The organism is Glutamicibacter soli (assembly GCF_003309065.1).
GTDB classification, from domain to species: Bacteria; Actinomycetota; Actinomycetes; order Actinomycetales; family Micrococcaceae; genus Glutamicibacter; species Glutamicibacter soli.
The window spans coordinates 85,384-98,565 of the sequence record NZ_POAF01000001.1 but is presented as its reverse complement, the minus strand read 5'-3'; the positions used below and the strand labels follow the sequence as shown (position 1 = coordinate 98,565).

Genomic DNA, 13,182 nt, shown 5'->3' with positions numbered 1-13,182 from the left:
GGCGTTGGGCATTCTGTCGGTGGCCAGGTGGGAGAATTGAGCACGTGTCAAGATCAGGTTTCGCCTCCAAGAGCTACCGCACCCGCGGCATCGTTCTGCGCACCCACAAGCTGGGGGAGGCCGACCGCATCATCACGCTGCTGACCCCCAACGGGATCGTGCGCGCGGTGGCCAAGGGCGTGCGGCGCACCTCCTCGCGGCTCGGGGCCACCCTCGAACCGTTCATGGAGGTCGAAGCCCAGCTGGTGATGGGGCGCAACCTGGACATCGTCTCCCAGGCGCAGCTGCGCCACGCCTATGGCCAGCTGCTGGTCGCCGACTACCCGAGCTACACCGTGGCCACCGCCATGGTGGAGATCGCCGAAAAGCTGCTGGAAGCCGACAGCGACTCGAACTTGCGCCAGTACCGGCTGCTGCACGGGGCGATCGCGCTGCTGTCCAAGCACCTGGTGGAGCCCGGCGCCGTGCTGGACTCCTATATCCTGCGCGCCCTGTCCATCGCCGGCTGGGCCCCGTCCTTCACCAACTGCGTGCGCTGCGGGAAGCCCGGCCCGCACGAGGCGCTGCATGTGCAGCTTGGCGGCGTGGTCTGCTCCGACTGCCGCCCGCCGGGGTCGCTCTCGCCGCACCCGGTGACCATCCAGTACCTGCAGGCGCTGCTGGAGGGGGACTGGGACACCGTCGCCCTGGCCGGGCCGCGCGCCCGCAAGCAAGCGGCGGAGATCACCGCCAATTATCTGCAATGGCACCTGGAGCGTGCCGTCAAGTCCCTACGCCATGTGGAGAGATCATGAAGAAGCTGCCCAAGATCACCGGCCGCCGCGGTCCGGTCGCACCTTTCGCGCACCCCCAGAACCCGGTCATGCCGCAGATCCCGACGGAGTTGATCCCGGAGCACGTCGCCATCGTGATGGACGGCAACGGCCGCTGGGCCAACCAGCGCGGCCTGCCGCGCACCGAGGGGCACCGTGCCGGGGAAGCCGCGCTGCTGGACGTCATGGCGGGCGCCGTGGAAATGGGCATCAAATACGTCTCCGTGTACGCGTTCTCCACCGAGAACTGGAAGCGCAGCCCGGAGGAAGTCCGCTTCCTCATGGGCTTTTCCCGCGACGTGCTGCGCCGCCAGCGCGACACCCTGAATTCCTGGGGCGTGCGCATCCGCTGGTCCGGCCGCGAGCCGAAGCTGTGGAAGTCGGTGATCAACGAGCTGCGCGAAGCCGAGGAGCTGACCCGCGAGAACACCGGCTGCCAGCTGACCATGTGCGTGAACTACGGGGGCCGGGCCGAGCTCGGCGATGCCATGGCGGCCATCGCCAAGGACGTCGCCGCGGGCAAGCTGCGCGCCTCCTCGGTCGGGGAGAAGACCATCGGCAAGTACCTTCACGCCCCGGAGCTGCCTGACGTCGATTTGTTCCTGCGCACCAGCGGCGAACAGCGCACCAGCAACTTCCTGCTGTGGCAGTCCGCCTATGCAGAGATGGTGTTCCTTGACCAGTTGTGGCCCGACGTCGACCGCCGCACCCTGTTCACCGCGGTGGAAGAGTACGCCAAGCGCGACCGCCGCTACGGCGGCGCGATCGACAAGCCCGGCGCCTAGCAGTCAAGCATCTTCAGCCACAGGTTCAGGTCCCTGAACGCGGTGGCGCGGGCAGGCTCCGCCGAGGTGAAGACGTCGTGCATGGCACCGTCGAGTTCCGAGAGCGTCACGAAGCTGCCGAGTTTCAGCGCGCGCAGGCGCGTCTGGGTGACGTCGATGACCGAATCGGTATGCTGCATCTGCTCGGAATACGAGGTGCTGAAATGCGAGGTCTTCGAGGTCAGTATCAGGATCGGAAGGCTCAGGTTCAGTCCCCGAGCCACTTGGGCGTGGCCTTTGAGGATCGTGTGCAGCCAGCCAGCAGTGGTGGGAAAGGCCAAGGTGGGGCGCCAGATGGGATGGATATCCCACTGGCCGCTGGCCTGGTCGCTGAGCGACTGCCAGTAGTGGTCGAACTGGTTGGCCAACACCTTGCGCCGCGGATTGCTGCGCGACATCGCTTCCATCAGCCCGTTGATCGGCACGCGCAGGAACGCCGTGCCCTGGAACTCCAGCCACGGCGCGTTGAGCACCAGGCCCTTGATGTTCGGCGAAGTGCGCGAGATCCACAAGCTCAGGATGAGACCGCCCATGGAATGCCCCTGCGCCACCACCGGCAGTTCGGGATGTTCTCGCTGCAAGATGCCAAGGCTCGCGTCCAGCTCGAGGTCGAGGTCTTCCAGGGCCGAAATGTATCCGGGAAGCTCGTGCTCCTTGCGAAGGCTGCGACCGTGATGGCGCAGATCCAGGGCGTAGAAGTGGTAGCCCCGGTGGTGCCAGAACTCGGCAAGTTCGCGGTTGTAGAAATAATCGCTCCAGCCGTGAACCGACAACACCACGCCCTTGGCCCGGCGGCCCAGTTTCCGGAACCAGCCGGAGGGCGCATACCGCACCAGTGTCGCGACTAGCGGCCCCTCGGCGTCGGACCCGAAGTCCAAAGTCTGGTACTCGTAGCCCGGTCCCAGCGGATCGGGCACCCAGACACCCGGCGGTGTGGACGGCAGGAATTCAGGCCATCTCGCTGCGGGAAGAAGTTCTGCGACCGTCATGAAATCAGCTTACCGACCTCAAGTTGTCTACAGACCCCATTTCACGGGAAGATTGGAACCATGCGCATTTATCCTTTGGTCTTCAAGCACGTTTTCGCCAAGATGGATCCTGAAAAGGCCCATCACTTCGCTTTCGATGCGATCAAGATCGCCCAGCGCGTTGGATTGACCAAGGCAGCCCGCAAATTCTTCGCTCCCGCTCCGAAGCTGAAGCGTACCGTGATGGGGATCGATTTCCCCTCGCCCTTCGGGCTGGCCGCAGGTTTTGACAAGGGAGCTACCGGCATCATGGCCTTGAGCGACATTGGTTTCGGCCATGTCGAGATCGGCACAGTGACCGGACAAGCCCAGCCAGGAAACCCGCAGCCTCGCTTGTTCCGTCTGGTTGAAGACCGCGCGGTCATCAACCGCATGGGATTCAACAACGAAGGCGCCGAGGTTGTTGCCGCGCGGGTGGCGCAGGCTCGCCAGCAGTTGAAGTCGGACTACGCGGCAAATCGTCCGGTGGTGGGCGTCAACATCGGCAAGACCAAGGTCGTCGAGCTTGGCGACGCGGTGGGGGATTACCTCGCTTCAACCCGACAGTTGGCCATCCACGCCGACTACCTGGTCGTGAACGTCTCCAGCCCGAACACCCCGGGGCTGCGTCTGCTGCAGAGTGTTGAAACGCTGCGTCCCCTGTTGACCGAGGTCGGCGAACTCGCCGACCATGTTGCAGGCCGGCACGTACCGCTGCTCGTCAAAATCGCACCGGATCTGAACGACGAAGACATCGCCGATGTAGCAAAGCTCGCCACCGAGCTGGAACTCGACGGCATCATCGCCACCAACACCACCATCGGACGCGAAGGGCTGAAGAGTTCCGCGGCGATGGTCGAGAAGATCGGGGCCGGAGGCCTGTCCGGCGCCCCGCTGAAGCAGCGTTCCCTGGAAGTCCTGCGCCAGCTTCGAGCCTTGGTTCCATCCGAGATGGCAATCATCGCCGTTGGCGGCGTGACCGACGCGCAAGACGTGAAAGCCCGCTTGGATGCAGGTGCAAACCTTGTGCAGGGCTACACCGCATTCCTCTACGAGGGGCCTTTCTGGGCGCGCTCGATCAACCGTGCTTTGGAGCAAATGCTCTAACCAAGGCACAGTCAAACACTACAACGTTGCTTCGAACCGAATTGGTTCGAAGCTACGTCGTTTTATAGAGCGTGGAGACTGAACGCCGCTGGTTCACTCCTGGGCGATGTGGCCACGCTGCATGGATGCGGGGGAGTATCGACACGCGAAGGGTCTTGTCTTCCAATAAACAAGATTGAAAGCTTGTTTGCAGATTTCTGTTCAAACGTGCGCATGAGAACTTGTAACCACGGGTACAAGAAAATTTCGCCGAACCAGCAATTTTCGCGCACTTCGCGACGTCAGACTCCGTCAGCTCGGGCCAAGCGCGCCTGACGTTGATAGCGCTCACGAATTTCCAGCCTCCATCAAAGCCCTGACCTTGTAAATGGTCGCCTGCCTGCCTGCGAAAGGGTGACAGGACAAACTTTAAAGCTGGTGAAACCATCCTCAGGGAGGCTCACCAAAGGTTGCGCCGCGTGCGGAATATGTCGATTTCGGTCAAGAGAAAAGGGCGGATTCCGAGTGGAATCCGCCCTTTGAAGTTGTCGGGATCGATTAGTCGATCGATGCTCCGCGCTTGACCTGCGGTTTAGGCAGGCGCAACTTGCGGAACTGCATTCCGCGCATCGTGGCATACATGCGAACACCGCGATCCAGCGAACCAAACTGGGCGACGAGACGACGCTTCAAGATCGAAGTCGTGACGATTGCCTCGATGATGATCACGGCAATCAGGACCCAGAGGGCGCCCTGGACGTACATCTGTACGGCCAGATTACCGCTGAAAGTCAGCGAAACAACGAGGAAGGCGAGGATGAAGAACATCATGAACTCGCCTACCATCCACCGCGAGTCGATGAAGTTGCGTGCATAGCGCTTCTGCGGGCCCTTGTCGCGAGCCATGAGGTAGCGTTCATCACCGGTTTCGTTGGCAACACGCAGGCGATTCTGGGCCTCGATGCGCTGTTGGCGCTCAGCTTCCTTCGCGGCCTTGCGGTCAGTCGGGACCAACGGACGCTGGCGATTCGCCTGCTGCGCGTTGCGCTTGGGCGTCGGGCCAGCCTTACGACCGTCGGTCGATTCAGAAGCCTGCTCAACAGGCTCCACATTTACTTGGGATTGAGATTCATCCTTCTTACGTCCAAACACCCCTCTATCCTAGCGGGGATTGAATCATCAGGTGACATTCGCAACCACAAGAATTGCTAGGCTGAAAGCATGTCATCAAATTCAATGCCTGAGGCCTCCGCACATGGTGTGGACGTAGCTAGCCTCAAGAACCACATCCAGTCGAACTTCGAGCAGATCCTCGAAGAGTTGACCTCGTTGGTTGCCATCCCCAGCATCGCGTGGGAATCCTTCGACCCAGCGAACCTCGAAAAATCTGCCGAAGCGGTCGCGGCTCTGGCCAAGGGCGCCGGCATGCCAAGCGTTGAGATCCTGCGCGAGCCCACCGATTCGGGCGCCATGGGAGCTCCTGCAGTTGTCGCCCGTCGCCCGGCGGCCCCCGGCAAACCAACCGTTCTGCTGTACGCCCACCACGATGTACAGCCTCCAGGCGATGAAGCGGACTGGAACACGCCGGTGTTCGAGGCCACCCGAGTGGGAGACCGGCTCTTCGGCCGGGGAGCCGCAGACGACAAGGCCGGCATCATGGTCCATATCGCCGCCCTGCGCGCCGTCCTGGACTTAGTGGCGGACTTCGGCGTCGGTGTTACGTACTTCTTCGAAGGCGAGGAAGAAGCCGGTTCGCCGTCCTTCCGAAACTTCCTCGAAGCCCACCAGGACAAACTGGCGGCAGACGTCATCATCGTCGCCGATTCCAGCAACTGGGCCGTAGGAACCCCGGCGCTTACAAGCTCCCTTCGTGGTATGTGTGCTGCGGAGATCACCGTGCGCTCGCTTCGCCATGCGGTGCATTCTGGCATGTTCGGCGGTCCGATACTCGACGCCCCGATCCTGGCGGCGAAACTCATCTCCACCTTCCACAACGAGGACGGTGCCGTGGCCATCGCGGGCCTCGTGTCCAACGACGCGGCGGATGTCGACTTCGATGAAGCTGAATTCCGCCGGGATTCCGGTGCGCTCGATTCCTATTCGCTGGCTGGAACGGGAAAGATCACCGATCGCCTGTGGAATAAACCAGCGCTCAGTGTCATTGGTATGGATATGCCAAGTGTCGACCACTCCTCGAACACCCTGATTCCGCAGGCGCGCTTCAAGGTTTCAATGCGGTTGGCACCCGGGCAGGATCCAGCCAAGGCCCTGGAAGCCTTCGAGGAACACGTCATGAATGTGGACCTCAGGGGAGCCGAAGTGGAGTTCAAGGCGGTTGAAGCCGGCAATGCCTATCTGGCGGATCTGGCTGCCTCAGCCAATGGCGCCGCTTCGTGGGCCCTGGAACAAGCCTGGGGAGTTGTACCGGTTCACATGGGACTGGGCGGCTCCATTCCGTTCATCGCCGACCTTTCGGACGTTTTCCCGGAAGCTCAGATTCTGGTGACCGGTGTGGAAGATCCGGACTCGCGAGCCCACTCGGCAAACGAGTCGTTGCATTTGGGAGATTTCCAGCATGCAATTGAGGCAGAGGCGCTGCTTCTGGCACGGATTGACTCCGAAGGTCTATGAGCCGCGTCATAGACGCAGTTCAAGGGGGAGCTTTATTTGGGTCCCCGACGTAGGATAGAACTAAGAACAAAGGCCCCAGGTGCCCGTCACAATGATAAAACCTGGTGCCTAGCCAAGCAGTTTGGGAGGAAATGATGACTGCAGCCGTAGACCAGACCAAGGGTGATCCAACCGAGGTCCCAACTCACGACGTCAATATTTCAGATGTCGCAGCAGCCAAGGTTCGCTCGCTCCTGGAGCAGGAAGGCCGCGATGACCTGCGCCTGCGCATCGCCGTTCAGCCAGGCGGCTGCTCGGGCCTCATCTACCAGCTCTACTTCGATGAGCGCATGCTCGATGGCGATGCGGTCCGCGACTTTGACGGCGTGGAAGTTATCGTCGACAAGATGAGCGTTCCATACCTGGCCGGAGCCTCCATCGATTTCGAAGACACCATCTCCAAGCAGGGCTTCACCATCGACAACCCCGCAGCCTCCGGCTCCTGCGCCTGTGGAGATTCCTTCCACTAGGCCCTAGGGAACTAACGCCGCTGTTCAAACGTTGAAGAAATTTCTCGTTTGAACAGCGGCGTTTTTCGGTATTCTGGGCCCTGAGAGGGTAAGCTCTACGTTAAGTAGTAAAACTATGTTTCGCTTCATAAGCCGCCTCACCGTGCAAGCAGTAATTCGCGAGGTGACTTATGGAGACCACATTCTGCACCAACAAAGAGGAAGGGCCGTCTGTGAGTTCGCAAGACCGAACCGGCAGTCGCGGTAAAGCCAAGGCCAAAGTATTGGCCTTGGTCGGCACCAGCGCATTGCTGTTGACGGGATGTTCAGCGGAAGTTCAACGCGGTTGGCTTCCGAACGTGGACCGCGACACCACCAACCACACTGCAGCAATCCAGGACTTCTGGGTTAACTCGTGGATTGCAGTGGTTGTCATCGGTGTTTTGACCTGGGGCTTGATGCTGTGGTGCATCATCGCCTACCGTCGCCGCAAGAACGATACTGGCTACCCACGTCAGCTGAGCTACAACCTGCCATTGGAGATCTTCTACACGGCCATTCCATTGGTCCTTGTTCTGGTCTTCTTTAGCTTCAACAACAACCTGGTTAACAGCATCAACAAGCCTGTTGACTCGGAGATCGTCGTCGACGTTCGCGCCAAGCAGTGGGCTTGGGACTTCAACTACACCTTCGATGGTGGCCAGGAGAAGCACTACGCCGGCATTCAGGCTCACCTGAACGAAGATGGCTCCGAGGGCATTCAGGAAACTCTGCCAACCCTGTACCTGCCAGTTGGCAAGTCGGTAGAGTTCCAGCTCAACAGCCGCGATGTCATCCACTCGTTCTGGGTTCCGGCCTTCCTTCAGAAGCTGGATATGATCCCAGGTAAGACCAATCACATCTACCTGACCCCACAGGTTGAAGGTACCTTCGACGGTAAGTGCGCCGAGCTTTGCGGCGAGTACCACTCCGAGATGCTCTTCAACTTGAAGGTTGTCAGCGAGGCAGAGTTCAAGGCTCAGATGGCCAAGCTGGAAGATGGACACATTGGTGAAGAATACGATCGCAGTCCGGACACCGTGAACAGCGTGATCGTTAAGCACGAAGGGGAAGGAGAGTAATCGCTATGACTACGTTTGAATATGCAACTGACGACGTGAAGTCGATTGCCCCAGCCGTTGTGCCGAAGTCCAAGGGTCGCCTCTTCGTCGACTTCATTACTTCGACCGACCACAAGAAGATCGGGTACATGTACCTGATCATGTCGTTCGTCTTCTTCTGCATCGGTGGCGTTATGGCGCTGCTGATCCGTGCAGAGCTTTTCGAACCAGGTATGCAGATCCTGCAGACCAAGGAACAGTACAACCAGCTGTTCACCATGCACGGCACCGTCATGCTCCTGATGTTCGCAACCCCGCTGTTCGCAGGTTTCGCCAACGTCATGATGCCGCTGCAGATCGGCTCGCCGGACGTGGCCTTCCCACGTTTGAACGCACTGGCTTTCTGGTTCTTCGCCTTCGGTTCGACCGTAGCGCTGGCCGGCTACCTCACCCCGCAGGGTGCAGCCAGCTTCGGCTGGTTCGCTTATGCACCGCTGTCAAACACCACGTTCTCGCCGGGCATCGGCGGAGACCTGTGGGTCTTCGGTCTGGCTCTGTCGGGCTTCGGCACCATCCTTGGTGCAGTGAACTTCATTACCACCATCATCTGCCTGCGTGCACCAGGTATGACCATGTGGCGTATGTCGATCTTCTCGTGGAACACCCTGATCACTTCGCTGCTGATCCTGATGGCTTTCCCGCCGCTGGCAGCTGCTCTGTTCGCACTGGGTGCTGACCGCCGCTTCGGCGCGCATATCTTCGATCCGGAAACGGGCGGTGCCATTCTTTGGCAGCACCTGTTCTGGTTCTTCGGCCACCCTGAGGTGTACATCATCGCGCTGCCGTTCTTCGGCATCGTTTCAGAGATCTTCCCGGTCTTCTCCCGCAAGCCGATCTTCGGCTACAAGGGCCTGGTCTTCGCGACCATCTCGATTGCTGCCCTGTCGATTTCCGTGTGGGCACACCACATGTACGTCACCGGCTCGGTTGCACTGCCGTTCTTCGGCTTCATGACCATGCTGATCGCGGTTCCGACCGGTGTGAAGTTCTTCAACTGGATCGGCACGCTATGGCGCGGCTCGATCACCTTTGAAACCCCGATGCTCTGGAGCATCGGCTTCATGATCACCTTCCTGTTCGGTGGCCTGACCGGTATTATCCTGTCGGCTCCGGCTCTGGACTTCCACGTTTCCGATACCTACTTCGTTGTGGCTCACTTCCACTACGTGGTCTTCGGTACCGTTGTCTTCGCAATGTTCGCTGGATTCTACTTCTGGTGGCCAAAGTGGACCGGGCACATGCTCAACGAGCGTCTGGGCAAGATCCACTTCTGGTTGCTGTTCGTTGGCTTCCACGGAACCTTCCTCATCCAGCACTGGCTGGGTGTCATGGGTATGCCACGTCGCTACGCCGACTACATGCCTGAAGACAACTTCACTGCCATGAACCAGGTCTCCACCGTCTTCGCATTCATCCTGGGCGCTTCGATGATTCCATTCTTCTGGAACGTCTGGATCACCCACCGCAATGCCAAGAAGGTTGAAGTTGATGATCCATGGGGCTTCGGCGCTTCGCTGGAGTGGGCAACCTCTTGCCCTCCACCACGTCACAACTTCCACTCGATTCCTCGCATCCGTTCGGAGCGTCCAGCTCTGGATCTGCACCACCCGGAATTGAGCGGCCGCGTCACCCCAGAGTCTCCGGTAGCGAAGATCTTTGGCCCCGCTGATCAGAAGGACCTGTAAAGATGAAAGTTGAAGCATGGATGTTCCTGGGAGGAATTTTCTTCTTCATCCCAGTGGCTTTCGTTTACGGTTACATGACCAACTGGCAGGAACTCGTCGGGTTCCCTGCACTGCTGCTGACCGGCGGCCTGTGCGGCATGGTCGGCTGGTACCTGTACTTCACCGCCCGCCGTGTCGGCCCTCGTCCAGAGGACCGCGTCGACGGTGAGATCCACGAGAACGCAGGCGACATTGGACACTTCTCCCCATGGAGCTGGTGGCCACTGGTACTCGCCGGCGCTGCAGCCATCGGCTTCCTCGGCATTGCCGTTGGATGGTGGGTGTTCTTCGTAGGCGCAGGCCTGGCAGTGATCGCACTGGTTGGTTGGGTTTACGAATACAGCCGCGGTGACCACGCACACTAGGCACTAACCCTAACGGGGTGACAAGCAATATTGCTTGCCACCCCGTTAGTCTTTTAACAGCAGTATTCCTACCCGCTTGATATCCAGGCGCGTTGATGAGGGGGAGTTCCCGGTGCGCCATGCTCCGCAGCCGATCGTGCAGGCAGTTCTTGATCCGGACAGCAAGGTCAGCAAATACCGACAGATCAGAGAAATCCTCAAGAACCATGCCCGCGAGGATTGCAAGCCCGGCTACCGCCTCCCGCCAGAACGTGTGCTCGCAGAACACTTCGGAGTGGCCCGCAAGACCATCCGGCAGGCAATCGACGCGCTGGTCGATGAACAGGTGCTCAAGCGTGTGGTGGGTATCGGAACATTCGTTGTGCCTGAGAAGCTCGACCTGCGCGTACGTCTGCACTCCTATTCCGAAGACATGATGCGCCGAGGCATGGTGCCAGACGCCCACGTACTGGAATTCTCCGAAATCAAGGCCAACCCCAACCTCGCATCCCAGCTCATGGTCGAGGAGGGAACCGGTGTCGTGCAGTTCAAGCGCCTCCTGCTGGCCGACGGCACCCCCATGAGCTTAGACGAAAACTACATGCCAGCCGATCTGGTGCCCGGATTCGTCGACGGCGAGCCTCCCTCGAAGCTCTACCAAGCCCTGCACGAACGCTATGGCATCCTTCTGGAGTGGGGCGAGGACCAGGTCGAAAGCACCGCCGCCAGCAAGCGACAGGCGCAGCTGCTGGGCGTGGAACCCGGTTTCCCCCTGCTGCAGATCACCCGCTACGCCTACATCGGCGAACGCCTGGCCGACTACTCGATCTCCTTGTACCGTTCGGACCGCTACAAGCTATTCGTGCCGCTGCAGCGCCTCGGAACCGGCACACCGCGTTATACCGACACGGTGTAGCCGCGGACCCTGATGGACAGGCGCACGGGCGGGGAGAGTGCTCCATCCGACTCTGGGCGCTGTACCGTCCCTTGCTCAGGAGCCTCCGCTTGGAAAGTTCTCCCGGAGCATCTACAAACCTCCGATTAGCGCGAGGTGCGGGAACCCCAGCAGCGCGGGACCAGATCAGTCCTGTCGAGACATCCGGGGCGTGGCGATTCCTGGCCAGTAGCAGATCAGCGGTGGGCATCCTGCCGACGAGAGCCGAAGTCCCCGTTTTGCACTTCACGGCGGGGGAGTCCCGCGCTGAGCCCTCAGCTCGGACTCGATGATGTCGGCAATCCGGTCAATGCTTGCCATGGCCAACAGCTCCTGGTGCCCGTGTAGCAGGGTCAGAACTCCGCCGGCCGACAAGGAACCCACTTGGCTACTGTTGAGGCCCTCAGCGGTCATTCTGCGGCCTGCAGGGTTGCGGGTTAACGAAACGAGGGACATACCTTTCGGTATGTCCCTCGTTTTGTGACTAACGCGAGTCGAGATTACTTCTCGATCGAGTCCTGCTTCTCGCCTTCAACCTCGTGGTGGCCGTGGGCTGCCTTGGCAGCTGCGAGCTCCGACGGGGTTACTGGGGCGACGCGATCTTCGAAGAAGAACTTCGAGATCTTCGCACGACGCTTCTCCTTGCGGGAGATGTGCCCGGCAGCATCCGGCTGGGCCGGGATGTACTGGTTGTCGTTGAAGTTGGTCAGGAGGTAACGCTTGTAGACATCTACTTCCTCGTGCTTCTCCGAGAAGCCACCTTCCGGCGACATCTGGATGATGCCGGCTTCGCGGCCGTGCAGCACGATCTCGCGATCCTTGCGCTGCAGCGACAGGCAGATGCGGCGAGTCAGCCAGAAGGCCACCAGTGGGCCGACGAAGAACAGCGCGCGCAGCCAGTAAGTGACATCGTTCAGTGCGACGTGGAAGTGGGTTGCAATCAAGTCGGACGAGGCAGCTGCCCACATCACGCAGTAGAAGACAACACCAGCGGCGCCCATTGCGGTGCGGAACGGTGCGTTGCGCGGACGGTCGAGCAAGTGGTGCTCGCGGTTGTCCTTGGTAACCCAGCGTTCGATCCATGGCCATGCGAACATGACCGTGAACAGGGCACCTGCAGGAACCAGGGCTGGCAGCAGCACCGAGAGGACCAGGGAGTTGTCGCCCCATGGGAACGGAATGTTCCACACGAAGCTGAAGTCGCCCAGGACACCCGGCATCAGGCGCAGCGCGCCGTCAACGAATCCGATGTACCAGTCAGGCTGGGTACCAGCGGACACCGGCGACGGGTCGTACGGACCATAGTTCCAGACCGGGTTGATCTGGAAGATACCCGAAATGAAAGCAACGATGCCGAAGACGATGAAGAAGAAGCCGCCAGCCTTGGCCGCGTACACAGGACCCACTGGGAAGCCAACAACGTTGTCATTGGTGCGACCCGGACCAGGGTACTGGGTGTGCTTGTGGGTCACAACCATGAACAGGTGGATAACCAGCAGCAGGATAATGACCGCAGGCACGATCATGATGTGCAGCGAGTACAGACGCGGGATCACGTGCTCGCCAGGGAACTCTCCGCCGAAGAAGAACATCGACAGGTAGGTGCCCACAACAGGCAGGGCCTTCATCACGCCGTCGATGATGCGCAGACCGTTACCGGACAGCAGATCATCTGGCAGGGAGTAGCCGGTGAAGCCAGCAGCCAGGCCCATGATCAGCAGCACGCCGCCGACGACCCAGTTCAGCTCACGCGGGCGACGGAACGCACCGGTGAAGAACACGCGCAGCATGTGCACGGAGAGGGAAGCAACGAACAGCAGCGCGGACCAGTGGTGTACCTGGCGCATGAACAGACCGCCACGCACGTCGAAGGAGATATCGAGCGTCGACGCCATTGCGGTCGACATGCCGATACCCTTCAGCGGTACGTACGAGCCTTCGTAGACCACGTGGGCCATCGAAGGATCGAAGAAGAAGGTCAGGAAGGTGCCGGAAAGCAGCAGCAGTACGAAGGTGTACAGCGCAACTTCACCGAACATGAAGGACCAGTGGTCAGGGAAGATCTTGCGACCGAATTCCTTGACGATGGTCGAAGCTCCGACGCGGGTGTCGACGAAGTTGGCCAAGCGGCCGGTCGCGGTCGACGGAGTGTATTCGTTAGTAGTCGCCATG

13 protein-coding genes are annotated in these 13,182 nt (G+C 60.2%); 9 read left to right on the top strand and 4 right to left on the bottom strand.

The genetic code is table 11. The features are described from left to right. Positions 1-44 precede the first annotated feature (44 nt). Together recO and C1H84_RS00490 are read left to right on the top strand one after the other, a co-directional pair. The gene (recO, locus tag C1H84_RS00495) at positions 45-794 is read left to right on the top strand and encodes a DNA repair protein RecO (RefSeq protein ID WP_113606258.1); all 750 of its coding nucleotides are present in this window, start codon (positions 45-47) and stop codon (positions 792-794) included. Next, positions 791-1,597: an isoprenyl transferase gene (locus C1H84_RS00490; protein WP_047119136.1), complete on the top strand. Its 807-nt coding sequence runs from the start codon at positions 791-793 to the stop codon at positions 1,595-1,597. The genes recO and C1H84_RS00490 overlap by 4 nt, the downstream gene beginning before the upstream one ends. Here the strand turns inward: C1H84_RS00490 and C1H84_RS00485 are convergent. Then, positions 1,594-2,625, bottom strand: coding sequence for an alpha/beta hydrolase (locus C1H84_RS00485; RefSeq protein WP_113606257.1), 1,032 nt, complete (start codon positions 2,623-2,625; stop codon positions 1,594-1,596). The genes C1H84_RS00490 and C1H84_RS00485 overlap by 4 nt on opposite strands. Before the next feature lie 60 nt (positions 2,626-2,685). Between C1H84_RS00485 and C1H84_RS00480 the strand changes: the two genes are divergently transcribed. Further along, on the top strand, positions 2,686-3,750 hold the full coding sequence (locus tag C1H84_RS00480) for a quinone-dependent dihydroorotate dehydrogenase (RefSeq protein ID WP_113606256.1): 1,065 nt from the start codon (positions 2,686-2,688) through the stop codon (positions 3,748-3,750). 537 nt (positions 3,751-4,287) lie between these two features. Here the strand turns inward: C1H84_RS00480 and C1H84_RS00475 are convergent. Further along, positions 4,288-4,881, bottom strand: a complete 594-nt coding sequence (locus C1H84_RS00475; RefSeq protein ID WP_113606255.1) for a DUF3043 domain-containing protein — start codon at positions 4,879-4,881, stop codon at positions 4,288-4,290. Between the two features lie 69 nt (positions 4,882-4,950). Here C1H84_RS00475 and C1H84_RS00470 point away from each other — a divergent pair, with 69 nt between their 5' ends. From C1H84_RS00470 to C1H84_RS00445, 6 genes are all read left to right on the top strand, one after another. Next, positions 4,951-6,360, top strand: coding sequence for a dipeptidase (locus C1H84_RS00470; protein ID WP_047119132.1), 1,410 nt, complete (start codon positions 4,951-4,953; stop codon positions 6,358-6,360). A gap of 134 nt (positions 6,361-6,494) precedes the next feature. Then, entirely contained in the window at positions 6,495-6,869 is a 375-nt protein-coding gene (locus C1H84_RS00465; RefSeq protein WP_047119131.1) for a HesB/IscA family protein, read from the top strand. A gap of 212 nt (positions 6,870-7,081) precedes the next feature. Next, positions 7,082-7,969, top strand: coding sequence for an aa3-type cytochrome oxidase subunit II (gene ctaC, locus C1H84_RS00460; RefSeq protein WP_047119130.1), 888 nt, complete (start codon positions 7,082-7,084; stop codon positions 7,967-7,969). A 5-nt stretch (positions 7,970-7,974) separates the two neighbouring features. Next, entirely contained in the window at positions 7,975-9,693 is a 1,719-nt protein-coding gene (gene ctaD, locus C1H84_RS00455) for an aa3-type cytochrome oxidase subunit I (protein ID WP_047119129.1), read from the top strand. 2 nt (positions 9,694-9,695) lie between these two features. Further along, the gene (locus C1H84_RS00450) at positions 9,696-10,097 is read left to right on the top strand and encodes a cytochrome c oxidase subunit 4 (RefSeq protein ID WP_047119128.1); all 402 of its coding nucleotides are present in this window, start codon (positions 9,696-9,698) and stop codon (positions 10,095-10,097) included. A 112-nt stretch (positions 10,098-10,209) separates the two neighbouring features. Then, complete coding sequence (locus tag C1H84_RS00445) at positions 10,210-10,992, top strand: GntR family transcriptional regulator (protein WP_082123898.1); 783 nt, start codon at positions 10,210-10,212, stop codon at positions 10,990-10,992. Positions 10,993-11,256: 264 nt separating this feature from the next. Here C1H84_RS00445 and C1H84_RS18150 read toward each other — a convergent pair whose 3' ends face one another. Both C1H84_RS18150 and qcrB read right to left on the bottom strand, forming a co-directional pair. Further along, positions 11,257-11,394, bottom strand: coding sequence for a hypothetical protein (locus tag C1H84_RS18150; RefSeq protein ID WP_181727996.1), 138 nt, complete (start codon positions 11,392-11,394; stop codon positions 11,257-11,259). Positions 11,395-11,510: 116 nt separating this feature from the next. Then, positions 11,511-13,181 carry a cytochrome bc1 complex cytochrome b subunit gene (gene qcrB / locus C1H84_RS00435; RefSeq protein ID WP_047119126.1) on the bottom strand — a complete coding sequence of 557 codons (1,671 nt, stop codon included), beginning with the start codon at positions 13,179-13,181 and terminating at the stop codon, positions 11,511-11,513. Position 13,182 lies beyond the last annotated feature (1 nt).

Coding starts and splice junctions, on each gene's coding strand:
- C1H84_RS00480 (WP_113606256.1), top strand. CDS start 2,686: ATGCGCATTTATCCTTTGGTCTTCAAGCACGTTTTCGCCAAGATGGAT.
- C1H84_RS00490 (WP_047119136.1), top strand. CDS start 791: ATGAAGAAGCTGCCCAAGATCACCGGCCGCCGCGGTCCGGTCGCACCT.
- C1H84_RS00485 (WP_113606257.1), bottom strand. CDS start 2,625: ATGACGGTCGCAGAACTTCTTCCCGCAGCGAGATGGCCTGAATTCCTG.
- C1H84_RS00450 (WP_047119128.1), top strand. CDS start 9,696: ATGAAAGTTGAAGCATGGATGTTCCTGGGAGGAATTTTCTTCTTCATC.
- ctaD (WP_047119129.1), top strand. CDS start 7,975: ATGACTACGTTTGAATATGCAACTGACGACGTGAAGTCGATTGCCCCA.
- qcrB (WP_047119126.1), bottom strand. CDS start 13,181: ATGGCGACTACTAACGAATACACTCCGTCGACCGCGACCGGCCGCTTG.
- C1H84_RS00465 (WP_047119131.1), top strand. CDS start 6,495: ATGACTGCAGCCGTAGACCAGACCAAGGGTGATCCAACCGAGGTCCCA.
- C1H84_RS00470 (WP_047119132.1), top strand. CDS start 4,951: ATGTCATCAAATTCAATGCCTGAGGCCTCCGCACATGGTGTGGACGTA.